Raw genomic sequence first — 22,634 nt, 5'->3', positions numbered from 1 at the left:
CGTGCTGGATCCGGGCCCGCTGGAGCCGCTTCGGGACTCCCTGCTGGATTGGTGGGAGACCCACGGACGCCATGCCATCCCCTGGAAGCTCCGCCCCGACGGATCTCGCCCCGGGCCCGGTGAGTCCCTCGACCCCTTCGGCGTGTGGGTGGCTGAGGTGATGCTGCAGCAGACCCAGCTGGCGGTGGTGCTGCCCTACTGGCAGCGCTGGATGGCGGCGTTCCCCGACCTCAGAACCCTTGCCGCCGCCAGCGAGCACGACGTCTTGATGGTGTGGCAGGGCCTCGGCTACTACGCCCGGGCCCGACGCCTGCACGGCGGGGCGCAGCGACTGATTGCGGCGGGTGGCGATCCCTGGCCGCGCACGCTTGAGGGCTGGTTGGCCCTGCCGGGCATTGGCCGCAGCACCGCCGCCAGCATCCTCTCGTCGGCCTTCGATCTGGCCCATCCGATCCTCGATGGCAACGTCCAGCGGGTGTTGGCCCGGTTGGTGGCCCATCCGGTTCCGCCGAAGCGGCAGCTGGCCGACTTCTGGCGGCTGAGCGCCACCGTCCTCGACCCCAAGCGTCCCCGGGCCTTCAACCAGGCTCTGATGGACCTGGGCGCCGGCGTCTGCACCCCCCGCCAGCCCACCTGTGGCGCCTGCCCCTGGCGTGAACTTTGCGCTGCCTACGCTGCCGGCGATCCCGGCCGTTTCCCTGTGAAGGACACCCCCGCGCCCATCCCGTTCCAGGTGATCGGGGTAGGGGTGGTGCAGGACGGCGAGGGGAGGGTGCTGATCGATCAGCGGCTCCAGGAGGGCCTGCTGGGCGGCCTGTGGGAGTTTCCGGGCGGCAAACAGGAGCCGGGCGAAGCGATCGAAGCGACGATCGAGCGGGAGCTGCGCGAGGAGCTGGCCATCGAGGTGGCGGTGGGGGAGGAGCTGATCAGCCTCGAGCACGCCTACAGCCACAAGCGGCTGCGCTTCGTGGTGCATCTCTGCCGCTGGCTGGCGGGGGAGCCGCAGCCGCTGGCCTCCCAGCAGGTGCGCTGGGTGGCGCCGCAGGAGCTCTCCGATTACCCGTTTCCGGCCGCCAATGCCCGCATCATCGCGGCGCTGCAGGCAAGGATCGCGGCGGGGTGAAGCCTGGTGGCGTGATCCGGGCCAGCCGGCCCTCGCCGGACTCCGGGTGGCTCAAGTCCACCTCCCAGGCCCCCTCCGGCCGGAAGCTGAGTCGCTCGGGCCACTCCACGGCCATCACGGCGCCGATACGGCGGGCCTCCTCCTCTTCCTGGGCGAACAGTTCATCGGCCGCGGCGCCCTGCTCAAGCCGGTAGAGATCCACATGCACCAGGGCCGCGGCGCCCGCATCGGGTCCGGCGTCGGTGTCGTAGTGCTGAGCCAGGGCGAAGGTCGGGCTGGTGATCGGTTCGACGATGCCCAACCCGGCGGCCAGTCCCTGCACCAGTGCCGTCTTGCCGGCCCCGAGCTCCCCCCGCAGCAACAGCAGGGCGCCGTCACCGGCACCAGAGGCGATCAGCTGCGACGCCAGCCGCCGCCCCAGGGCGTCGGTGGCGGAGGGGTCCGCCAGTTGGCACACCTCGATCGCGTCATTCGGTTCCACCCTTGTAGATTGGCCCCCAGCGAGCCCGAAGCCTCGGCGTCTCTGCAGATATTTCCACTTTTTCGTCCTCCCATTCGGGAGCTTTTCCTTCATGGTGGCAACACCCTCCAGCCCTGAGGCTGCGTTTGCTGGCGTTCAGGCCACCAATTCCTATGTGATCGCCGATCTCGGCCTGGCCGACTGGGGCCGCAAGGAACTGGCGATCGCCGAAACCGAGATGCCCGGTCTGATGGCCCTGCGCGAGACGTTTGGCGCGGAACAGCCCCTCAAGGGGGCCCGGATCGCCGGCAGCCTGCACATGACGATCCAGACCGCCGTTCTGATCGAAACCCTGGTGGCCCTCGGCGCCGAGGTGCGCTGGGCGTCCTGCAACATCTTCTCCACCCAGGATCACGCCGCCGCCGCCATCGCCGCCGCCGGCATCCCGGTGTTTGCCTACAAGGGCGAAACATTGGATGAGTACTGGGCCTTCACCCACCGCATCCTCGAGTGGAGCGACGGCGGCACCCCCAACATGATCCTCGACGACGGTGGTGACGCCACCGGCCTCGTCGTGCTCGGCACCAAGGCTGAGAAGGATCTTTCGGTGCTCGAGAACCCCTCCAGCGAGGAGGAGGTGGCCCTGTTCAACTCCATCCGCCAGCGGCTGGCGGTGCAGCCCGGCTTCTACTCCCGCATCTACGCCAACATCCAGGGCGTCACCGAGGAGACCACCACTGGTGTGGCCCGTCTGTACCAGATGCAGAAGAGCGGCGAACTGCCGTTCCCGGCCATCAACGTCAACGATTCGGTCACCAAGAGCAAGTTCGACAACCTCTACGGCTGCCGCGAATCGCTGGTCGACAGCATCAAGCGCGCCACCGATGTGATGGTGGCCGGCAAGGTGGCCCTGGTGCTGGGCTACGGCGACGTGGGCAAGGGTTCGGCCCAGTCCCTGCGCGGGCTCGGCGCCACCGTGATGATCGCCGAGATCGATCCGATCTGCGCCCTGCAGGCCGCCATGGAGGGCTATCGCGTCGTCCGCCTCGAGGACGCCGTTGGTGATGTGGACATCTTCGTGACGGCCACGGGGAACTACCACGTGATCCGCCATGAGCACCTGCTCGCCATGAAGAACCAGGCGATCGTGTGCAACATCGGCCACTTCGACAACGAGATCGATGTGGCGTCGCTCAAGCAGTACGCCTGGGACAACATCAAGCCTCAGGTGGATCATGTGATCCTGCCCAGCGGCAACCGGATCATCCTGCTGGCCGAAGGCCGGCTGGTGAACCTGGGCTGTGGCACCGGCCACCCCAGTTTCGTGATGAGCAACTCGTTCACCAACCAGGTGTTGGCCCAGATCGAGCTGTTCTGCAAGGGCGACGCCTACGGCAAGGAGGTCTACGTGCTGCCCAAGCACCTCGATGAGATGGTGGCCCGTCTGCACCTCGATCGGATCGGCGCCCGGCTCACCGAGCTCACCACCGAGCAGGCGGCCTACATCGCCGTCCCCGTCGAAGGTCCCTACAAGCTCGACCACTACCGCTACTGAGCGGTCAGGGCCCGTGGGCTGGGAACTGGTTCAGAAGCTTCCCGAGATGATCGGGTTGGCCGTGGAGGCCAACCCGGCAGCGGGGTACGGGGCGATCTTCGCGGCCATGTTTCTGGAGAATCTGTTCCCTCCCATCCCGTCGGAGCTGATCATGCCCCTCGGGGGCTTCTACGTGCAGCAGGGCAAGCTCTCCCTGATTCCGGTGGTGCTGGCCGGCCTGCTGGGCACCGTTCTCGGTGCCCTTCCCTGGTATGGCATCGGCCGGCTGGTGAATGAGGAGCGCATCGAGCAATGGCTTGATCGCCACGGACGCTGGATCGGCATCAGCTCTCAGGAACTTCAGCGCAGCCGCCGCTGGTTCAGCCGTCACGGCACGGCTCTGGTGTTCTGGGGCCGGCTGGTGCCCGGCATCCGCACGCTCATCTCCGTCCCTGCCGGCATTGAGATGATGCCGCTGACGCCCTTTCTGCTCTGGACCACGGCCGGCAGCCTGATCTGGACCCTGCTGCTGACGCTGGCAGGCCTGGCCCTGGGCGAGAGTTACACCAATGTTGAACTCTGGATCGAGCCTGCCGCCCGGGTGGTGAAGCTGCTGCTGGTGCTGGGTGTGCTGGCGGGGGCCGTCTGGCTGGGGCTGCGCATCTGGAAGCAGAGCCGCCACAGTCCCTGATCCAGAGCCACCAGCCTCCGAGCAGTAAAAAAGGCGCCCCGGGGGGCGCCTCCTTTGGCTTCGGACGCTTGATAACCCGGCTGGGTCACTGGCACAAGCCCCCATCGCTACAGCTGGGTAGAAAGGCTCAGAAGGGCACTTCTTCCTCGCTGGGCTCGCCGCCACCGAATCCCCCGCCGAAGCTGCCGCCACCGCCGCCTTCGGCATCCCGCTTGCTGCCGAGCAGCTCCAGGCGGTCGACCCGGATCACGGGCTTGCTGCGCTCCTCACCACTGGCCCTGTCCGTCCAGCGGTCGAGCTTGAAGGAACCGATGATGCCGATCAGGGCACCCTTGCGGACGTAGTCGGCGGCCACCTGGGCCTGCTTGCCCCAGATCTCCAGATTGAACCAGTCCGGTTCGCCGTCGCGGCTGCGGCGATTGACCGCCAGGGTGAGGTTGGCGACCATGCTGCCGGATTCGAAGTAGCGGACCTCCGGGTCGCGGCCGGCTCTGCCGACGAGGGTGATGGAATTGACGCCCATGGCGTGCTCCTGAAACGAGTGGATCAATGATGGGGCACCCCGATCGGGGGCCTCTCTCTTTCCGTTCCACCCTTCGTCCCGGTTGTCACACCCACCAGGTGTTGGCCGGTCCACCGGAATCGCCCCAACTATGATCGACCGCTGCCAGAGGTCTTGCCCGTGTTTTTCCGCCGTTTCCAGTTCTCCCGCGATATCGGCATCGATCTGGGGACGGCCAACACACTGATGTATGTCTCGGGCAAGGGCATCGTGCTGCAGGAGCCGTCTGTCGTGGCGATCGATCTGGAGCGCGGCACCCCCCTGGCGGTGGGTGAGGAGGCCAAGCTGATGCTCGGCCGCACCCCCGGCAACATCCGGGCGATCCGGCCCCTGCGCGATGGGGTCATCGCCGACTTTGATGCCGCCGAGCAGATGATCAAGAGCTTCATCCAGAAGGGCAACGAGGGCCGGGGGGTGATCGCCCCCCGCCTCGTGATCGGCATCCCCAGCGGCGTCACCGGCGTGGAGCGCCGCGCCGTGCATCAGGCCGGCCTGGCCGGGGCGCGGCAGGTGCACCTGATCGATGAGCCGGTGGCGGCCGCCATCGGTGCCGGCCTGCCGGTGACCGATCCGGTGGGCACGATGATCGTCGACATCGGCGGTGGCACCACCGAGGTGGCGGTGCTCAGCCTGGGCGGCACCGTGCTGAGCGAGTCTGTCCGGGTGGCGGGCGATGAGCTCAGCGACGCCATCAGCGTCTACCTCAAGAAGGTGCACAACCTCGTGGTGGGTGAGCGCACCGCCGAGGACATCAAGATCCGCATCGGCTCGGCGTTCCCCGACGACGCCCACGACGAGACCTCCATGGATGTGCGGGGTCTGCACCTGCTGTCCGGCCTGCCGCGCACGATCAACATCCGGGCCGGAGATATCCGTGAAGCCATGGCCGAGCCGCTCAACGTGATCGTGGAGGCGGTCAAGCGCACCCTGGAGCGCACCCCTCCCGAGCTGGCGGCCGACATCGTCGACCGGGGGATCATGCTCGCTGGCGGTGGTGCGCTGGTGCGGGGCATCTGCGACCTGATCAGCCACGAGACCGGGATCCTGACCCACGTGGCTGAAGACCCCCTGCTCTGCGTGGTCAACGGCTGTGGCATGGTCCTGGAGGACTACAGCCGGCTGGAGCGGGTGCTCGACACCCCTGAATTCCTCCGTCAGACGGCCTGATCCCCATGCCGGCATGGCGCTGGCTTCGTTTCGTCCAAGGCTCGTCCCTGCGACGGATCACCCCCTGGCTGCTGGTGCTGCTGGCCTTGGTGGCCGTGCGGCTCAGCAAAGGGGCAGTTGTCTCCGATGCCTATGCCCTCCTGAGCCGACCCTTCTGGCCCGGGACGGCCCAGGCCGAGTGGCTGCGGTCGGCCCGACGGGTGGAGGATGGGGCCCGCCTGGCCCAGCTGGAGCAGGACAACCAGCGGCTGCGGACCCTGCTGGAGCTGCAGAAGCAGAATCCCAACCGGGTGACGGCCCCGGTGATTTCCAGGGATGGCGCTGGCTGGTGGCGGCAGCTGTTGCTTGGGCAGGGGGCCCTCAGCGGTATCCGGGCCGGCCAGGCGGTGGTCGGTCCGGGCGGTCTGGTCGGTCTGGTGGGCAGTGTCACCCCCAGCACAGCCAGCGTCACCCTGCTCACCGATCCCCGCAGCCGTGTCGGGGTGTGGGTGGGGCGCACCCAGCACCACGGTCTGCTCACCGGCATCGGCACCGGCCGGCCCCTGCTGCGCTTCCTGGAGAAGGATCCCCAGGCCCGTCCCGGTGACGTGGTGGTGACATCCCCCGCCAGCACCCTGGTGCCGCCGAACCTGCCGGTGGGTGTGATCCAGTCCATGGACGCCAACGCCGACCCGGCCCCGGTGGCGGTGGTGCAGCTGATCGCGCCGGTTTCGGCCCTCGACTGGGTGCAGGTGCAGGTGCGCTGATGGATCTGCTCACCCGCCAGCCCCTGCTCGTCGCCTCGGCCCTGCTGGTGCCCCTGCTCGTCCTGGCCTCGCCGGGTTGGCTCAGCCTTGATGGCGTTGGCCCCTGCTGGGCGGTGCTGTGGCTGCTGCCCTGGGCCTTGAGTGACGGACCGTTTTCGGGGGCCTGCGCCGGCCTCGCCCTGGGACTGCTGCTGGATGCCGTTTACCCCGGCGGTGTCACCCAGGTGCCCGCCCTGCTGCTGCTGGGCTGGTGGTGGGGGCGGATGGGACGGCGGGCACCGCCGATCCAGCGCAGTTTCAGCCTCGGTCTGCTCGCCCTGCTCGGCACGGCCCTGCTCGGCCTCACCCTGATGCTGCAGTGGGGCGTCCAGGACTGGGTGGGTACCCGGGAGGCGGTCCAGCTGGCGGGACCGGAACTGGGTCGCAACCTGGCCGATCAGGGGGTGAACCCCGCCCTGCTGGCCCTGCCGGGGTGGCGCTGGGATGATCTGGCGGGTCCCGGCCTGCGGGTCCTGCTCTCCCAGACGCTGATCACGGCCTTGCTCGCCCCGATGCTCTGTTCCCTGCAGTTGTTGCTCTGGCGCCAGGTGGGCTCCGGCTGGCGGCGCTGAGTGATGCCCAGATCCCTGCCACGACGCCAGGCCCTGCGGCTGCTGGCCGCCCCCGTCGCCCTCGCCCTGGGCGCCGGGGCCTGCGCGCGGCGGCCCGGGCCCAGCCAGGGCAAGGTGCTCAACGTCTGGACCCTGGACCTGGCGCCCCGCTTCAACACCTACATGCGGCGGGTGATCGCGGCCTGGGAGCAAGACCATCCCGGCGTAACGGTGCGTTGGACGGACGTGCCCTGGGGATCGGTGGAACGCAAGCTGCTGGCGGCCGTGTTCGCCCGCACCGCCCCTGATCTGGTCAATCTCAACCCCAACTTCGCCGCCAACCTGGCCAGCAAGGGGGGGCTGCGGGATCTCACCCCCCTGCTCCCCCCCGACGCCGCGGATCGCTACCTGGCCGGGATCTGGACCTCGGGCCAGCAGCAGGGCGAGCAGTTCGGCATTCCCTGGTACCTGACGGCCCGGGTGACGATCGCCAACCGGCGGCTGCTGCAGCGGGCCGGCCTCAGCGCCCCACCCCGCCGCTGGGAGGAGGTGCCGGCCTATGCGGAGACGGTCAGGCGCCGCACCGGCCGCTACGCCCTGTTCGTGACCGTCGTCCCCGACGACTCCGGCGAACTGATGGAGGCGCTGGTGCAGATGGGGGTGCTGTTGCTCGACGAGCGCCAGCGGGCGGCGTTCAACAGTCCGGTCGGTCGCCGCGCCTTCGCCTTCTGGAGCGATCTCTACCGCCGCGGGCTGCTGCCGCGGGAGGTGGTGAGCCAGGGCTACCGGCGCGCCATCGAGCTGTTCCAGGCCGGGGATCTGGCCCAGGTGGCCAGTGGCCCTGATTTCCTGCGCAACCTGCAGACCAACGCCCCCGGCATCGCCGCCACCTCCGCCCCCTTCCCGCCCCTGACGGGGGCGAACGGTGAAGCCAATGTGGCGGTGATGAACCTGGTGGTGCCCCGCCAGAGCGCCATGGCCCCGGAGGCGGTGAGCTTTGCCCTGTTCCTGAGCGATGCGGCCAACCAGCTGGCCTTCGCCGAGGAGGCCCGGGTGTTGCCGTCCTCCAGGGGAGCCCTGGCGAGCCTGGAGCGCAAGCTGCGGGGGGCGGTCCCCAGCGATGGCCAGGAGCGGCTGGTGCACAACGCCCGGCTGCTCTCGATCGAGACCCTGGCCCAGGCCCGGGTGCTGGTGCCGGCCACCCCGGGGGTGAAGCGGCTGCAGGCGATCCTCTACACCCAGTTGCAGCGGGCGATGCTGGGACAGCTCGACAGCGACGCAGCCCTGGCCGAAGCCGAGCTGCAGTGGAACCGCTACGCCGAGGCCCGCTGGCCCTGAAGGGAGCGGCCGACGGGGCAGGCAAGGGATTCCGAAGAAATGTTGCCTTTCGCTCAGACGCCCGCTGCTGGAGCCGATTCCGTGCTCGCAGCTCCAATCAGTGTCGCGTTATGGTTGCGATTCTTCATCCAGCGGACAGGAGCGATGCCCATGCCCACGGCTGCCTCCTCCTTCACCGATGGTGCTGATCTGGAGGCTTCCGCGGGCGGCGCTTCCCCGTCCCAGCCGATCGCCACCCTGCTGGTCGTCGACGACGAGGCGGCGGTGCGCCGGGTGCTGCTGATGCGTCTGCAGCTGGCCGGCTACCGGGTGCTCTGTGCCGAAGACGGCGAGGAGGCCCTGGCCCTCTTTCACCAGGAGCAGCCCGATCTGGTGGTTCTCGACGTGATGCTGCCCAAGCTCGACGGCTTTGCCGTCTGCCGGCGCCTTCGGGCCGAATCCTGCGTGCCGATCATCTTTCTCTCCGCCCTCGATGCCATCGCCGAACGGGTGGCGGGTCTGGATCTGGGAGCCGACGACTACCTGCCCAAGCCCTTCAGCCCCAAGGAACTCGAAGCCCGCATCTCCACGATCCTGCGGCGCATGGGGCGGGGGGCGGCCACCAGCGAGCCCCGCGAACTCCCCGTCGGCTCCGGGGTGCTGCGGGTGGGCGATCTGGTGGTCGACACCAACCGCCGCCAGGTGACCCGCGAGGGCCAGCGCATCGCCCTCACCTACACCGAATTCAGCCTGCTGGAGTTGCTGTTCCGGGAGCCGGGCCGGGTGGTGCCCCGGGCCGAGATCCTCGAGCAGCTCTGGGGCTACCCCCCCCGCCGTGCCGCCGACCTGCGCGTGGTGGACGTGTATGTGGCCCGCCTGCGCGGCAAGCTCGAGCCCGATCCCCGCAACCCCGAGCTGATCCTCACCGTGCGCGGTACTGGCTACGCCTCCCAGCGGATGGGTGAGGCCTCCCTGGCCGCCGCCGGCTGATCCTGCAGGATGGGCAGCCACCCTTCTCCACCCCCAGCCTGCCTTGTCGGATCTGCGTGAGACCCGTCTGGAGAAAGCCCGCACCCTGGAGTCCCTTGGTCGGGCTCCCTATGCCCTCGGCTTCGCCCCCAGCCACCGCACCGCCGAGCTGCAGCAGGCCCACGCCGACCTGCCCAACGGCGAGGAGCGGGCCGTTGAGGTGGCCGTCGCCGGCCGGGTGATGACCCGTCGGGTGATGGGCAAGCTGGCCTTCTTCACCATTGCCGACGAATCCGGTCCGATCCAGCTGTTCATCGAGAAGGCCACCCTGCTGGCGGCCCACCCGGAGGAGCCCGAAGGCTTCGCCCAGATCACCTCCCTGGTGGATGGCGGCGACTGGATCGGGGTGCACGGCAGCCTGCGCCGCACCGATCGGGGCGAACTCTCGGTCAAGGTGACCGACTGGGTGATGCTCACCAAGGCACTCCAGCCCCTGCCCGACAAATGGCATGGCCTGGCGGATGTGGAGAAGCGCTACCGCCAGCGCTACCTCGATCTGATCGTCTCGCCCGACACCCGGGAAACCTTTCGGCGCCGGGCGCGCCTGGTGAGCGCCATGCGCCGCTGGCTCGATGAGCGCGACTTTCTCGAGATCGAAACGCCTGTCCTGCAGACCGAAGCCGGCGGTGCCGACGCGCGTCCCTTCGCCACCCATCACAACGCCCTCGACCTGCCCCTCACCCTGCGCATCGCCACCGAACTGCACCTCAAGCGGCTGGTGGTGGGGGGCTTCGAGCGGGTGTACGAGCTCGGCCGCATCTTCCGCAACGAGGGGATCAGCACCCGGCACAACCCCGAGTTCACGTCGGTGGAGATCTACCAGGCCTTCGCTGATTACCACACGATGATGGACCTCACCGAGCAGCTGCTGGCCGCGGCCTGCCTGGAGGTCTGCGGTGACACCCGCCTCACTTACCAGGGCACGGCGATCGACCTCACCCCGCCCTGGCGGCGGGTCACCATGCATGAACTGGTGGAGCAGGCCACCGGCCTGGATTTCAACACCTTCGCCGATCGTGCCCAGGCGGCCGCGGCCATGGAGGCCGCGGGCCTGGTGGCCCCCGAGGCGGCCGACAGCGTGGGACGGCTGCTGGTGGAAGCCTTCGAGCAAGCGGTGGAAACCAGCCTCGAGCAGCCCACCTTCGTGATGGATTACCCGGTGGAGAATTCGCCCCTGGCCCGGGCCCATCGCAGCAAGCCGGGGCTGGTGGAGCGCTTCGAGCTGTTCATCGTCGGGCGGGAGACGGCGAATGCCTTCAGCGAGCTGATCGATCCGCTGGATCAGCGGGCCAGGCTCGAGCTGCAGCAGCTGCGCCGCCAGGCCGGGGACCCCGAAGCCCAGACGGTGGATGAGGACTTCCTGCATGCCCTGGAGGTGGGCATGCCTCCCACGGGCGGCCTCGGCATCGGCATCGACCGGCTGGCCATGCTGCTCACCGACAGCCCTTCGATCAGGGATGTGATCGCCTTCCCCCTGCTGCGCCCGGAGGCTCGGGAACGGTCGGGAACCGACGCAGTGGGATAATGGTCCCCAGTAGGCCTTTTCCCCCTCGGGGCTCTGGTATGAGTGGTGAGCGCGTCGGTTTTCGCTTTCAACACGCCGATGCGGTGGTGAAGCGCAATCCCCAGGGGCGATCTCGCCGTGGCTGGGTCATGGAACCGGTGGAACAGACCACCAGCCGGGGAACCAAGATGCCCGCCTACCGCATCCGCTGGCGGGACAGTGAACGTCCGGAGATTGTGCTGCAGCACATGCTGATCGCCGATCCCGACCCCACCCCCCCGCCCGAGGGCGTGAGTCTGGTGCCCCCGGTCCCCAAGAAGTAGGTTTCCAGCAGGCGCGGCTGCGGGGCATCAGATCCAGCCCTTCCAGCGGTAGGCCAGCAGGCCGAGATGCTCCCGCATGGCGGTGGTGGTCAGCACCAGGGCTTCGGCACTGGGCAACAGCCCCAACACGCTGCTGGCCAGGGTGGGCGTGCCGAACGACCGCCGATCGGGCAGCTGGAAATCACAGGCCACCGGGATGATCCGGAACTCGGGCGCCGCCCGGCGCAGGGTGGCCAGCGAGCGGGGCAGGTGGGTGGCGCTGGTGACCAGGAGCAGGGAGGTCCAGCCCCGCTGCCGGGCCACCCGCACCAGGGCGCTGGTTTCCTCCGCCGTGTTGCGCCCCTCTTCGCTGGTCACGATCCGATCGGCCGCCACCCCCAGGCTGGTGGCCAGGGCCTTGGCCAGCTTGGCCTCGCCGGAGGCCGGATCGTTGGCCATGAAGCTGACCTTGCCACCGGTCACCAGCAGCCAGGGGGCCTTGTCCTCCCGCATCAGCGCCACGGCGCGCAGCAGCCGGTCGCCGGCCTCGTTGACTTCCACCCCCTGGCGCGGTGGCAGGGCCGGCCGCAACCCACCCCCCAGCACCAGCACCGCATCGGCCTTGGGGATCGGCGAGGGCGTCAGCCGGGCGGCCTGTTCCTCCAGCCCCCAGACCAGCTGGCGACTCAGCAGGGGCGTGGCCGCCAGCCAGAGGAGCACGATCCCCACGCTGGAGAGGACCAGGCCGATGCGGCGCTGGCGGGTCAGCAGGCCCGCGATCTGCAGCAGCAGGGCCAGGCCGAGGGGGTAGAGGCCGAGCGGCAGCAGTTTGGAGAGCAGAAAACCCATGGCGGGGAGTTGGCGTGGAGCGGCTCAGCGCTGGCTGCGTCGCTTCAGCTCCTGCAGCTCCTGCTGGGCCTCGAAACGGGCCCAGTCGGCCTCCAGATCGGGCGTGGCGGCAGGGCCGGAGTTGCGCTGGCGGGTCAGTTCGGCCAGCTCCTGCTCGACGCTGGCGAAGCGCTGGCCCAGATCGGCGAGGGCCTGCCAGCGTTGGCGCCCCTGGTCCATCAGGCCCGCCACATGGCTCTCAGCGCGGCCCGCCAGCTCCCCGGCCCCAGCGCTTCGGGCCCGACCGATCCGCTCCTGCCACTGGCGGATCTCCTCGGCCAGCTTCAGCAGTTGCTTTCGCTGCTCCTCGGCCTGCTGCCGCAGGCGCACCCGTTCGGCCAGCAACTGTTTCTGCCGGTCGCGGGCGGCCTGTCCCCGCAGCAGCTCCTCCTGCTGGGGATTGGTGCGCAGGAAGCCCTCCAGCTGCTGATCCAGCCGCGCCTCCAGTTCCTCCAGCCAGCTGCTCATGGCACGGGTTCGCCGGGGGCGCGGGTGATCAGGGGCGCTTCGATCTCCTCCTGCAGGGGGGTGATGGCCGCCTCGCGGGAGCGCAGCAGCAGCTGGGTGAGCCGGGCGATGGCCCCTTCCCCCAGGTCCTGCTCGCCGATGCGGTCGAAGGCCTGGCGGTACAGATCCTCGAGTTCCTCGATCAGCCCTTCGCGGACCCCGCGCATGGACTGACGCTGCTCCTCCCTGCTCATCGATCACTCCGCTGCTGTTCCGAGTCTGCCTGCACCAGCAGATACAAAGCGAAATCGCCGTCAGGATCGCTCCAGCGGCCCGACCCCTGCCAGCCGGCGCTGGCCGCCAGGGCGAGGAAGGCCTCGGGGGCGTACTTGTAGCTGTACTCCGTGATCAGTGGTTCAGCGGCGGCGAACGGCCAGCACCGGCCCGCCAGCCGCACCTCCAGGTCCCGCTGGCTCACCAGGGCCATGGCGATGCGGCCCTGCTCGGCGTCCCACCAGGCCCGGTAGGCGAAGTCCGCCGCCTGGAAGTCGCCGTCCAGATCACGGTTGAGCCGGCTGAGCAGGTTGCGGGCGAAGGCCTCCGACCAGCCGGCGGCGTCGTTGTAGGCCGCCTCCAGCCGCTGCACCGCCTTGGGCTGGTCGATGCCGATCAGCAGGCGGCTGCCGGCCCCCAGCAGCCGGCGGAACTGGCGCAGCAGGGCCTGGGCGCCGGCGGGGTCGAAGTTGCCGATCGAACTGCCTGGGTAGAAACCCAGCCGCCCGTGGCCCGCCAGGGCGGGGTGGTCCGGCAGTTGCTCCAGGAGGCTGTAGTCGCAGCAGATGCCCAGCACCGGCAGGTCGGGGTGGCGGCCCTGCAGGGCCTGGCAGGCGGGCGCCAGGTGGTCGGCGCTGATGTCGAGGGCCACATAGGCGGCTGGTTTGAGGGCACTGAGCAGGGGGCTGACCTTGCGGGCGCTGCCGGCGCCGAATTCCACCACCACCCCGGGTCCGAGGGCGGCGGCCAGCTCGGCCGCCCGCGCTTCCAGCAGGGCCGTCTCGGTGCGGGTGAGGCCGTACTCCGGCTGTTCGCAGATGGCCTCGAACAGCCGGGAGCCCTCGGCGTCGTACAGCAACCAGGCCGGCAGCTGTTTCGGCTGGCGGCCCATGCCCTCAATCACCAGCCGGACCATATCGGCCGGCTCGGGATGCAGGTCGATCAGCATCGGTCGATGGCACCGCCCCCGGCGCCCTCGTCAGCGCCGTCTCGGGCCAGACGCAGGCCGGCGGCCATCCAGCGGCAATGGGGCGCGAAGAAGTTGCGGTAGGTGGTTCTGGCGTGGCCCGCCGGGGTGAGGAAGCTGCTGCCCCGGAGCACGAACTGGGAGGTCATGAACTTGCCGTTGTATTCCCCCACCGCACCGGCGGCGGGCCGGAAGCCCGGGTAGGGACGGTAGGGGGTGGCGGTCCACTGCCAGAGGGCACCGAAGGCCTGGGGCAGGGGGCGGCCGCCGGGTTGGGCGGCCTCTGTCGCCACCAGTTCCCATTCGGCTTCGCTGGGCAGCCGGGCGCCGCTCCAACGGGCAAAGGCATCGGCCTCGAACCAGCTCAGGTGCCGCACCGGCGCCTGGGGGTGGCGCGGCCGGCGGCCCGCCAGGCTGAACTCCCAGTCGCCGCGCCAGTAGCGCGGAGCGCACCAGCCACGCTCCTGCACCACTGCCCAGCCCTCGCTCATCCACAGCTCCGGGCGCCGGTAGCCCCCATCGGTGATGAAGGCGGCGTACGCCTCGTTGGTCACGAGGGTTTCGGCGAGGCTGAAGGGCTCCAGCCACTGGCGGTGCCGGGGGGCCTCGTTGTCGAAGTGGAAGCCACCGCCGTCGTGGCCGATTGCCACCAGCCCACCGGGGTGGGAGCGCCAGCCAGCGGCGGTTTCCGGCGCCCCGGCCCCGGGAGGTTCGACGCCATAGGCGGGCTCCAGCGGGTTGCGGCTGAAGCCGTCGAGCAGATCCATCAACAGCAGCTCCTGGTGCTGCTGCTCGTGCTGCAGCCCCAGTTCCACCAGCTCGAGCAGGGGGGTGGCCGCCTCGGCGGGACGGCGATCGAGTTCCAGCAGCAGCGTTTCCAGCCCGGCGTCAACGCGGCGGCGCCAGGCCAGCACCTCACCGATGGCCGGGCGGGTGAGCAGACCCCGCTGGGGGCGGGGGTGGCGGCTGCCGATCGCCTCGTAATAGGAGTTGAAAAGATGGCCCCAGCGGCGGTCGGGTGTTTCATGGCCGCTCAGGTGGGGCTCCAGCAGGAAGGTCTCGAAGAACCAGGTGGTATGCCCCAGGTGCCACTTGGCCGGGCTGGCATCGGCCATGCCCTGCAGGCAGAGGTCCTCCGGCTCGAGGCCGTCGATCAGACGCTCGCTGTGCTGCCGTACCGCCTGGAGCCGTTGCAGGAGCCTGGTGATGTCCGCCGGGGTGTGTGCCCTGGAGCCCATGGACCTGCCCTTCTCTGGGGCCGACCATAGGGATGTTCCCTACGATCCGGCCACGCAGCCAAGGAGAAGGCCAGCCGGATGGGAGCCCACAGCGATGGCATGACCACAGGGATCACCGAGGGCTTCAGCGGCGCGGTGGGCCGGACGCCACTGATCCGGCTCCATGCCCTCAGCGCCCTCACCGGCTGCGAGATCCTCGGCAAGGCGGAGTTCATGAACCCCGGTGGGTCGGTCAAGGACCGGGCCGCCCTCGGCATCCTGCAGGAGGCGGAGGCGAGCGGCCAGCTGCAGCCGGGGGGCACGGTGGTGGAAGGCACCGCCGGTAACACCGGCATCGGCCTGACCCACCTCTGCAATGCCCGTGGCTACCGCTGCTTGATCGTCATCCCCGAAACCCAGTCGGCGGAGAAGATCGGCCTGCTGCGCAGCCTCGGCGCCGAGGTGCGCACGGTGCCGGCGGTGCCCTACAGCGACCCGGCCAACTACGTGCGTCTCTCCGGCCGCATCGCCGCGGAGACGCCCGGCGCCCTCTGGGCCAACCAGTTCGACAACCTCGCCAATCGGCGCGCCCACTACGGCAGCACCGGGCCGGAGATCTGGCAGCAGACCGGCGGCCGGCTGGATGCCTGGGTGGCCGCCACCGGCACCGGCGGCACCTATGCGGGGGTGGCCCTGTATCTCAAGGAGCAGGATCCTGCGATCCGCTGTGTCCTGGCCGATCCCTGCGGCAGCGCCCTCTACAGCTGGGCCACCGACGGCACCCTGAAAAGTGAGGGCGGCTCGATCACCGAAGGCATCGGCAACAGTCGCGTCACTGCCAACCTCGAGGGAGCCCCGATCGACGATGCCGTCCGCATCGATGACCCCATGGCGCTGCGCACGATCTACGGCCTGCTGTGGCAGGAGGGCCTGTTCATGGGGGGCTCGGTGGGCATCAACGTGGCGGCGGCGGTGGAAACGGCCCGGCGGCTTGGGCCGGGGCATCGCATCGTCACCGTGCTGTGCGACAGCGGCGATCGCTACCGCTCCCGCCTCTACGACCGTGATTGGCTGGCGGGCCGCGGCCTGGAGCAACCCCAGCGCAGCGGCGCGGCCCTGATCCCATGACGGCAGCCCAGGGTCAGATGATCGGCGGCCGTTACCGGCTGGAGCGCTGCCTCGGCTCGGAGAGTGCCGGGCCCCAGGGGGCGTTGTGGCTGGCCAGCGACCAGCTGGCCGCCGACGCGCCCGTGGCCTTGCGTTGCATCGGACCCGACCAGGACCAGGCCCGGGCCCGGGAGCTCTGGTCGCGGCTCCAGGGGGTGCTCCATCCCCAGGTGCCCCGCATCGGCGCCGTGATCGAGGCCGACGACCAGCTCTGGCTGGTGCGGGAGTGGCAGGCGGGCCGCACCTACCAGCAGCTGCTGGAGCTGCGGGCGGAACGCCAGCTGGTGTTCGGGGCAGGCGAGGTGCTGCTGCTGCTGCGCCAGCTGCTGCCGGTGCTCGCCGCCCTGCACAGCCAGGATCTGCTGCACGGCGACCTGAGCCCCGCCAATCTGCTGCGCCGCGACAGCGACGGGTTGCCTGTGCCCCTCGATTTCGGCCTGGTGCGGGGCACCGCCAGTGGCACCGCCGGGGAACGGCTGCTGGGCGCCACGCCGGGCTACGCCCCCCCGGAGCTGGCCAAGGGTGAGCCCGCCCAACCCTGGATGGATCTGCACGCCCTCGGGGTGGTGGCCCTGGTGTTGCTGAGCGGTGATGCCCCTGGGGGCTTGCTCGATCCGACCACGATGCAGTGGCGCTGGCCGGCAGCCCTGGAGGCCGAGCCGGACCTGCGGCTTCAGCTGCAAAGACTGCTCAGCCGCCATCCCGACGAGCGTTTCGCTTCGGCCGGCCAGGCCCTGGTGGCCGTCCAGTCCCTGGCCATGCCCGACAGCACGGGCCCGGTGCCCCGTGCCGATCGCACCGTGATCCTGGTGCCCGCGGCGGCGCCGGCCCCGCCACCGCCCCCGGCGCCGGTCGTCGCCAGCGAGGTGGCTGCCGCCGAGGCCCCCCGCCCGCCCGAAACGCCCCGGGTGGAGCCCCAGCTGCCCCTGCGCCTGGCGGTGCCGCCGCCACCTCCAGCCGTCGTGGCCGCTCCCGACAGCCTGCGACGCCGCTACGAGGAACGGGAGGAGGCCGCTGAGGGGGGCTTCTGGCCGGTGCTGATCGCCCTGGTGCTGTCGGCCGTGGTGGGCACGGCGGTGGGCTGGTGGTGGCTGAGCCGCGGCAAGGTGGCCACACCGCCCCCCGGCGGGGTGCCCGAGCTGCCCAGCAGCCTGCCCCCCTCGGAGGTGGATCAGCGCCAGCAGCTGCTCAACCGTCTGCGGGCGATGCAGGTGGACCGGGCCTGGTTCCTCAGCCTGGTGGATGCGGCCCTGCTGGCCCAGTACCCGGAACGCAACGGCCGGCTCCCCTCCGACACCCTTGAAGACGCCCCCCTGCGGCGCGTCTGGAACGAGCTGGCCGAGGAATGGCTGGCCCGGGTGGAGCAGCTGCCCCTGCCCCTGCGCCGGCGGCTGGGTAACTTCAGCGCCACCGACTGGGAGGCGCGCCAGGCGGGCTTCGTGCGCCAGGGCCTGAGTCCGGCGGTGCTGCGGGAGCTGGTGTCGGCGAGTGTGCAGAACCTGCTGCCGAGTCGTGCCTCCCAGGCGATGCCGCCGGAGCCCTTCCGCCAGATCTGGTATGCCGCCGGCGAGCTGACCCTGGAAAACCTCAGGATCGAGCCGATCGAGGCCCCCTCCGGCGCCACCCAGGTCCTGACCGCCGAAGTTCCCGCCAGCGGCGCCCGGCTGTTCCCGATCCGGCTCCCTGCTGGCCATGGCCTGGCCCTCGGGGTCAACGGCTCCCCCCTGCTGCAGATGAGCGTCTTTTCTGCGGAGGGCACCCCGCTGGAGGCCAGGGGGCCGCTGCGGGTGGTCACCCTCGGCTCCCAGAAGGGCTCGCCGGTGCAGCTGCTGCTCACCAACGACGGCGTTGCCCCGGCCCTGATCCGCTTGTCGTTGCGGGCCGACCCTCCGGCTCCCACCCCCCCACCCGCCCTGGACTCACCACCGGCCCCCGAGGAGACACCGGAAACGCCGGACGTGCCGGCACCGGCCAATCCCGGCGCCGGCCAGACGCCGGCCGGGCCAGCGGCCCCAGCACCGCCGCCGCCGGTGGAACCCACCAACCCCTGAGAACGCTGCTCAGAGCCGGGCGACGGCGGCCCGGGTTTCCTTGGCGATCTGCTTGCTCTTTTCGTCCTGGCGCTTGTCGTGCAGCTTGCGGCCCTTGCCCAGGCCGATGGTGATCTTGATCCAGGACCCCTTCAGGTGCAGGTTGAGCGGGATCAGGGTGAGGCCCTTCTGATCCAGGGAGACGCGCAGCTTGTCGATCTCGCGCCTGTGGGCCAGCAGCTTGCGCACCCGCAGCGGCTCGTGGTTGAAAAAGCGGCCAGCGTGGCTGTGGGGGGAGATGTGGACGTTGTGGAGCTGCATCTCGCCGTTGCGGATCAGGCAGAAGCCGTCGCGCAGGTTCACCTGGCCGGCCCGGATTGATTTCACCTCGGTGCCGAGCAGTTCAACCCCGGTCTCGAGCGTTTCGAGAATCTCGTACTGGTGTCTGGCCAGACGGTTGTCGGCCAGCAGCCGGTTGGCCGGGTCGGCGCTCTTGGCGCCACCGCCCTTCCTGCCGGGCCCCTTCGCCATCGCTACGTCCTTGATCACCTGGATGCTCCCCGACCCTAGGCAGCAGCCGGTACCCTCCAACCATGGCGATCATCTCTTCGGGAGGACCGATCGGGCGCGTCCCGGGAGAGGGCGGGCGCGTCCCGGGAGCGGGCCGGGCCAAGGCCGATAGCCCCCCCGCGGCGCGCCTCGTCGATCCCACCGCCCGGCCTGAGGAGGAGCCGGTGGTTCGGGAGGACGGGCTGAGGCCCCGGCGCCTGGCGGACTACATCGGCCAGAGCGAGCTCAAGCAGGTGCTGCGCATCGCCGTGGAGGCCACCCGCCGACGCCAGGAGGCCCTCGACCACGTGCTGCTCTACGGGCCCCCCGGCCTCGGCAAGACCACCATGGCTCTGGTGCTGGCCGAAGAGCTCGGGGTGCGCTGCCGGATCACCAGCGCCCCGGCCCTGGAGCGCCCGCGCGACATCGTCGGACTGCTGGTGAACCTGCAGCCCCGCGAGGTGCTGTTCATCGATGAGATCCACCGGCTCAACCGCGTGGCCGAGGAGATCCTCTACCCGGCGATGGAGGACTTCCGCCTCGATCTCACCGTGGGTAAGGGCACCACCGCCCGCACCCGCAGCCTGGACGTGGCCCCCTTCACCCTGGTGGGGGCCACCACCCGCGCCGGGTCGCTGAGCTCGCCGCTGCGGGACCGCTTCGGCCTGATCCAGCGGCTGGAGTTCTATGGCCTCGATGACCTCGAGGCGATCGTGGTGCGGGCCGCCGGTCTGCTGCAGTTGCCCCTGCGGCCCTGTGCCGCCCAGGAGGTGGCCCGGCGCTGCCGGGGCACACCCCGCATCGCCAACCGCCTGCTGCGACGGGTGCGCGACGTGGCGGCGGTGGGGGGGCACGGCCAGATCGATGCGGCGTTGGTGGAGGAGGCCCTTGCCCTGCACCGGGTGGATGGCCGCGGCCTGGATGCCAGCGACCGCCGCCTGCTGCAGCTGATGCTCAAGGCCTACGGGGGCGGCCCGGTGGGGCTCGACACCCTGGCGGCGGGCCTGGGGGAAGATCCTGCCACCCTCGAAGCGGTGGTGGAGCCCTATCTGCTGCAGCTGGGGTTCCTGCAGCGCACCCCACGGGGACGCATCGTCACAGCCGCCGGCCGCGCCCACATCGACGGTCCGGCCGCGGTGGCGGCGTGAGGCCCCGGATGGCGGTGGTTCTTTCTGTCCTGGCTCTGCTGCTGGGGGGGCTTCTGGCCTGGCCGCCAGCGGTGTGGGCCGCGGCCGGCCCTGGGGCGCCGTCGTTGCCGGTGCTGTTTGATCGGGCCCTGGCCGCCAGCCGTGAGGGGCGTTTCGGCGACGCTCTGCCCCTGTGGGATCAGGTGGTGGAGCTGGCGCCGCAGGAGGCGTCGGCCTGGAGCAACCGGGGCAACGTGCAGCTGGCCCTGGGGGATCCGGTGGCGGCGATCGCCGACCAGGACCGGGCCATCAGCCTGGAGCCCGGCAGCGCCGACCCCCACCTCAACCGCGGCACCGCCGAGGAGGCCCTGGGCCTGTGGCCGGCGGCCGCCGCTGATTACCGCTGGATCCTGGAGCGGGATCCCCTGGAGGCCTCCGCCCTCTACAACCTGGGCAATGTGGAGGGCTCCCAGGACGACTGGCCGGCGGCGCGCCGGTGCTTCGAGGCGGCGGCCGCCGCCAGGCCGGGCTTCGCCATGGCCCGCTCCAGTGCCGCCCTGGCCGCCTTCCAGCTGGGGGACACCAAAGCGGCGGAGAAGCAGCTGCGCGACCTGATCCGCCGCTACCCCCTGTTCGCCGATGCCCGGGCTGGCCTCACGGCGTTGCTCTGGCAACAGGGTGCCCGGGGGGAGGCGGAGAGCCACTGGGCCGCGGCCTCCGGCCTCGATCCCCGCTACCGGCAGGAAGAATGGCTGCTGCAGATACGGCGCTGGCCGCCTGTTCCCGTCCAGGCTCTGGCCCAGTTCCTGGCCCTGGCCCCCTGAACCGGCTTCCCACCTTCCGCCCATGACCCCGTTGTCCTTTTCCCCCATGGCCCCGGCTGATGCCACCTGGGAGGAGCTCGGGATGGACGCGACCCTGCAGGCGGCGTTGCCGGAGCTGATCCAGCTGCGGCGCCACATCCACCGCCACCCCGAGCTGAGCGGCCATGAGCAGCAGACCGCCGCCCTGGTGGCCGGTGAACTGCGGCGTCTGGGCTGGGAGGTGCGCGAAGGGGTGGGCCGCACCGGGGTGGTGGCCGAGTTGGGTCCGCTGGGGGCCCCCCTGGTGGCCCTGCGGGCCGACATGGACGCCCTGCCGATCGAGGAGCGCACCCAGCTCGCCTACGCCTCCAGCCGCCAGGGCCTGATGCATGCCTGCGGTCACGACATCCACACCACCGTGGGCCTGGGGGTGGCCCAGCTGCTGGCCAGCGTGGCCGACAGGCTCACGGCCCGAGTGCGGCTGCTGTTCCAGCCGGCGGAGGAGACGGCGGAGGGGGCGGCCTGGATGCGCGCTGATGGGGCGATGGACGATGTCCAGGCCCTGTTCGGGGTGCACGTGTTTCCCAGCCTGGAGGTGGGCACGGTGGGGGTGCGCAGCGGCAGTCTCACGGCCGCGGCGGGGGAACTGGAGGTGGAGGTGCTGGGGGAAGGCGGCCATGGCGCCCGCCCGCACCAGAGCACCGATGCGATCTGGATCGCGGCCCGGGTGGTGAGCGGGCTGCAGGAGGCGATCAGCCGGCGGCTCGATCCGCTGCATCCGGTGGTGGTCAGCTTCGGGCTGATCGAAGGCGGCAAGGCCTTCAACGTGATTGCCGACCACGTGCGGCTGCTGGGCACGGTGCGCTGCCTGGATCTGGAGGTGCATGCCCAGCTGCCCGGCTGGATCGAGGACACGGTCCATGCCCTCTGCCGCGGCCACGGGGGCGAAGCCCGGGTGCACTACCGCTGCATCTCGCCGCCGGTGCACAACGATCCGGAGCTCACCCAGCTGGTGGCCGACGCGGCCGTGGCCCTGCTGGGCCGCTCCCGGGTGCAGTGGCTGGAGCAGCCGTCACTGGGGGCTGAGGATTTCGCCGAACTGCTGGCCAACACCCGCGGCACGATGTTTCGCCTGGGGGTGGCCGGACCCGGCGGCTGCTCGCCCCTGCACAGCAACAGCTTCGACCCGGATGAGGGCTGCCTGGAGGTGGGCATCAAGGTGCTGGCCCTCAGCCTGCTGCGCTGGATGGAGCGACCGGTTTGAGCGTCCGTCGGGCCCCCCGCTTCCTGGCCGCCCTGCTGGCGCTCTCCGCCCCGCTGCTGATCCTGCTGGCCCTGCTGGCGCTCATCACCCGCCAGGGGGCCGATCGGCTGGCGGCCCTGCCCGCCCTGGTGATCGGCTGCGGGCTGCTGGGCACGAGCATGCTTCGCCGCCGCCGCCGTCGGGCCGAACTGCTGCGGGCGCTGCGCGAGGGGCCGCAGGCCTGAAGCATGCTGCGCCAAGGTGAAGGATCCCCGCCGTGATCCCCGTGAGTGAAGCCACCCCCGATCTCGAAGCCGCGCGGCAAGCGATCGCCTCCGGTGACCCCAGCCGGGCGATGCCCGCCCTGGCGGGACTGCGGGCGGTGGAGGCCGAGGCGGCCATCCCCTTGTTGCTGCTGGGACTGGAGCAGACCACCTTCGTGATTCGTTCGCTGGCCTGTGCTGGTCTGGGGGTGAAGCGCAATGAGGTGGGCTGGCAGGCCCTGGAGACGGCGGTGCGGCAGGACGAGGACGCCAATGTGCGCGCCGAGGCCGCCAATGCCTTGGCCAACTACGGCGTGGTGCGGGCCTGGCCCCTGCTGCGGGACGCCTTTGTGGCCGACGACCAGTGGTTGGTGCGCTGCAGCATCCTTTCGGCCCTGGCTGAGCAGGAGGCGATGCCGGCGGCCTGGCTGCTCCAGCTGGCGCGGCTGGCCATCGCCGATGGCGACGGCACGGTGCGGGCCGGTGGGGCCGAGATCCTGGGCCGGCTGGTGCGCCAGGGAGAGGAGCCGGAGGCGGCCGAATCCCGCGAGGCCCTGGCGGGCCTGCAAGGCGATGGCGACCATCGGGTGGCGGCCGTGGCCCTCGACGGTCTGCAGGCCTGAGGCCTTCGCCGA

The 22,634-nt window shown here is 70.5% G+C and carries 25 protein-coding genes; 17 read left to right on the top strand and 8 right to left on the bottom strand.

The features are described from left to right. Position 1: 1 nt before the first annotated feature. The gene (mutT, locus tag KBY95_RS08815; protein WP_254964595.1) at positions 2-1,123 is read left to right on the top strand and encodes an 8-oxo-dGTP diphosphatase MutT; all 1,122 of its coding nucleotides are present in this window, start codon (positions 2-4) and stop codon (positions 1,121-1,123) included. On the opposite strand, the gene tsaE is transcribed toward mutT, so the two are convergent. Next, positions 1,086-1,604 carry a tRNA (adenosine(37)-N6)-threonylcarbamoyltransferase complex ATPase subunit type 1 TsaE gene (tsaE, locus tag KBY95_RS08810; protein WP_254964594.1) on the bottom strand — a complete coding sequence of 173 codons (519 nt, stop codon included), beginning with the start codon at positions 1,602-1,604 and terminating at the stop codon, positions 1,086-1,088. The two genes, mutT and tsaE, sit on opposite strands and share 38 nt — an antisense overlap. A 91-nt stretch (positions 1,605-1,695) precedes the next feature. Here tsaE and ahcY point away from each other — a divergent pair, with 91 nt between their 5' ends. Together ahcY and KBY95_RS08800 are read left to right on the top strand one after the other, a co-directional pair. Beyond that, the gene (gene ahcY / locus KBY95_RS08805; RefSeq protein ID WP_254964593.1) at positions 1,696-3,138 is read left to right on the top strand and encodes an adenosylhomocysteinase; all 1,443 of its coding nucleotides are present in this window, start codon (positions 1,696-1,698) and stop codon (positions 3,136-3,138) included. A 46-nt stretch (positions 3,139-3,184) separates the two neighbouring features. Further along, positions 3,185-3,808, top strand: a complete 624-nt coding sequence (locus tag KBY95_RS08800) for a DedA family protein (RefSeq protein WP_261353595.1) — start codon at positions 3,185-3,187, stop codon at positions 3,806-3,808. Positions 3,809-3,935: 127 nt separating this feature from the next. Here KBY95_RS08800 and KBY95_RS08795 read toward each other — a convergent pair whose 3' ends face one another. Beyond that, positions 3,936-4,331 (bottom strand): single-stranded DNA-binding protein, encoded by a 396-nt coding sequence (locus KBY95_RS08795; RefSeq protein WP_254964585.1) that lies wholly within the window; start codon positions 4,329-4,331, stop codon positions 3,936-3,938. A gap of 159 nt (positions 4,332-4,490) precedes the next feature. Between KBY95_RS08795 and KBY95_RS08790 the strand changes: the two genes are divergently transcribed. The 7 genes from KBY95_RS08790 to KBY95_RS08760 all read left to right on the top strand — a co-directional run bounded on the left by KBY95_RS08790 (position 4,491) and on the right by KBY95_RS08760 (position 11,046). After that, entirely contained in the window at positions 4,491-5,537 is a 1,047-nt protein-coding gene (locus KBY95_RS08790) for a rod shape-determining protein (protein WP_216907425.1), read from the top strand. 5 nt (positions 5,538-5,542) lie between these two features. Next, positions 5,543-6,283: a rod shape-determining protein MreC gene (gene mreC, locus KBY95_RS08785; RefSeq protein ID WP_254964583.1), complete on the top strand. Its 741-nt coding sequence runs from the start codon at positions 5,543-5,545 to the stop codon at positions 6,281-6,283. Further along, positions 6,283-6,894, top strand: a complete 612-nt coding sequence (locus KBY95_RS08780) for a rod shape-determining protein MreD (RefSeq protein ID WP_254964582.1) — start codon at positions 6,283-6,285, stop codon at positions 6,892-6,894. The genes mreC and KBY95_RS08780 overlap by 1 nt, the downstream gene beginning before the upstream one ends. A gap of 3 nt (positions 6,895-6,897) precedes the next feature. Further along, complete coding sequence (locus tag KBY95_RS08775; protein ID WP_254964581.1) at positions 6,898-8,211, top strand: sugar ABC transporter substrate-binding protein; 1,314 nt, start codon at positions 6,898-6,900, stop codon at positions 8,209-8,211. Between the two features lie 150 nt (positions 8,212-8,361). Next, positions 8,362-9,180, top strand: a complete 819-nt coding sequence (gene rpaB, locus KBY95_RS08770) for a response regulator transcription factor RpaB (protein WP_254964580.1) — start codon at positions 8,362-8,364, stop codon at positions 9,178-9,180. Positions 9,181-9,223: 43 nt separating this feature from the next. Further along, a complete protein-coding gene (gene lysS, locus KBY95_RS08765) occupies positions 9,224-10,744 on the top strand; it encodes a lysine--tRNA ligase (protein ID WP_254964579.1) in 1,521 nt (506 codons plus the stop codon). Between the two features lie 38 nt (positions 10,745-10,782). Then, on the top strand, positions 10,783-11,046 hold the full coding sequence (locus tag KBY95_RS08760) for a hypothetical protein (RefSeq protein WP_015109772.1): 264 nt from the start codon (positions 10,783-10,785) through the stop codon (positions 11,044-11,046). Positions 11,047-11,073: 27 nt separating this feature from the next. On the opposite strand, the gene KBY95_RS08755 is transcribed toward KBY95_RS08760, so the two are convergent. The 5 genes from KBY95_RS08755 to egtB are packed head-to-tail and all read right to left on the bottom strand — an operon-like array spanning position 11,074 to position 14,838. After that, positions 11,074-11,874, bottom strand: a complete 801-nt coding sequence (locus tag KBY95_RS08755) for a YdcF family protein (RefSeq protein ID WP_254964578.1) — start codon at positions 11,872-11,874, stop codon at positions 11,074-11,076. 24 nt (positions 11,875-11,898) lie between these two features. Continuing rightward, positions 11,899-12,381: a hercynine metabolism protein gene (locus KBY95_RS08750; protein WP_254964577.1), complete on the bottom strand. Its 483-nt coding sequence runs from the start codon at positions 12,379-12,381 to the stop codon at positions 11,899-11,901. After that, the gene (locus KBY95_RS08745; RefSeq protein WP_254964575.1) at positions 12,378-12,614 is read right to left on the bottom strand and encodes a hercynine metabolism small protein; all 237 of its coding nucleotides are present in this window, start codon (positions 12,612-12,614) and stop codon (positions 12,378-12,380) included. The genes KBY95_RS08750 and KBY95_RS08745 overlap by 4 nt, the downstream gene beginning before the upstream one ends. Further along, positions 12,611-13,582 (bottom strand): L-histidine N(alpha)-methyltransferase, encoded by a 972-nt coding sequence (gene egtD / locus KBY95_RS08740; RefSeq protein WP_254964574.1) that lies wholly within the window; start codon positions 13,580-13,582, stop codon positions 12,611-12,613. The genes KBY95_RS08745 and egtD overlap by 4 nt, the downstream gene beginning before the upstream one ends. After that, the gene (gene egtB / locus KBY95_RS08735; protein ID WP_254964573.1) at positions 13,576-14,838 is read right to left on the bottom strand and encodes an ergothioneine biosynthesis protein EgtB; all 1,263 of its coding nucleotides are present in this window, start codon (positions 14,836-14,838) and stop codon (positions 13,576-13,578) included. Before egtB ends, egtD begins: the two co-directional genes overlap by 7 nt. A 99-nt stretch (positions 14,839-14,937) precedes the next feature. On the opposite strand from egtB, the gene KBY95_RS08730 reads away from it, so the two are divergent. Together KBY95_RS08730 and KBY95_RS08725 are read left to right on the top strand one after the other, a co-directional pair. Next, positions 14,938-15,945, top strand: coding sequence for a cysteine synthase A (locus tag KBY95_RS08730; protein WP_254964572.1), 1,008 nt, complete (start codon positions 14,938-14,940; stop codon positions 15,943-15,945). Next, positions 15,942-18,035 (top strand): protein kinase domain-containing protein, encoded by a 2,094-nt coding sequence (locus KBY95_RS08725; protein WP_254964571.1) that lies wholly within the window; start codon positions 15,942-15,944, stop codon positions 18,033-18,035. Before KBY95_RS08730 ends, KBY95_RS08725 begins: the two co-directional genes overlap by 4 nt. 9 nt (positions 18,036-18,044) lie before the next feature. On the opposite strand, the gene smpB is transcribed toward KBY95_RS08725, so the two are convergent. After that, complete coding sequence (gene smpB / locus KBY95_RS08720) at positions 18,045-18,545, bottom strand: SsrA-binding protein SmpB (RefSeq protein ID WP_254964570.1); 501 nt, start codon at positions 18,543-18,545, stop codon at positions 18,045-18,047. Between the two features lie 62 nt (positions 18,546-18,607). Between smpB and ruvB the strand changes: the two genes are divergently transcribed. From ruvB to KBY95_RS08695, 5 genes are all read left to right on the top strand, one after another. Further along, positions 18,608-19,711, top strand: a complete 1,104-nt coding sequence (gene ruvB / locus KBY95_RS08715; protein WP_254964569.1) for a Holliday junction branch migration DNA helicase RuvB — start codon at positions 18,608-18,610, stop codon at positions 19,709-19,711. A gap of 8 nt (positions 19,712-19,719) precedes the next feature. After that, positions 19,720-20,514: a tetratricopeptide repeat protein gene (locus KBY95_RS08710; RefSeq protein WP_254964568.1), complete on the top strand. Its 795-nt coding sequence runs from the start codon at positions 19,720-19,722 to the stop codon at positions 20,512-20,514. Positions 20,515-20,596: 82 nt separating this feature from the next. Then, positions 20,597-21,757 (top strand): amidohydrolase, encoded by a 1,161-nt coding sequence (locus tag KBY95_RS08705; protein ID WP_396094988.1) that lies wholly within the window; start codon positions 20,597-20,599, stop codon positions 21,755-21,757. Beyond that, the gene (locus tag KBY95_RS08700; RefSeq protein ID WP_254964567.1) at positions 21,754-21,981 is read left to right on the top strand and encodes a DUF3188 domain-containing protein; all 228 of its coding nucleotides are present in this window, start codon (positions 21,754-21,756) and stop codon (positions 21,979-21,981) included. The genes KBY95_RS08705 and KBY95_RS08700 overlap by 4 nt, the downstream gene beginning before the upstream one ends. Before the next feature lie 41 nt (positions 21,982-22,022). Continuing rightward, on the top strand, positions 22,023-22,622 hold the full coding sequence (locus KBY95_RS08695; RefSeq protein ID WP_254964566.1) for a HEAT repeat domain-containing protein: 600 nt from the start codon (positions 22,023-22,025) through the stop codon (positions 22,620-22,622). The last annotated feature ends 12 nt before the right edge of the window (positions 22,623-22,634 follow it).

The sequence above is a fragment of the Cyanobium sp. Aljojuca 7A6 genome (assembly GCF_024346455.1).
GTDB lineage: Bacteria > Cyanobacteriota > Cyanobacteriia > PCC-6307 > Cyanobiaceae > Cyanobium.
This window is presented reverse-complemented; position numbering and strand designations above follow the sequence as displayed.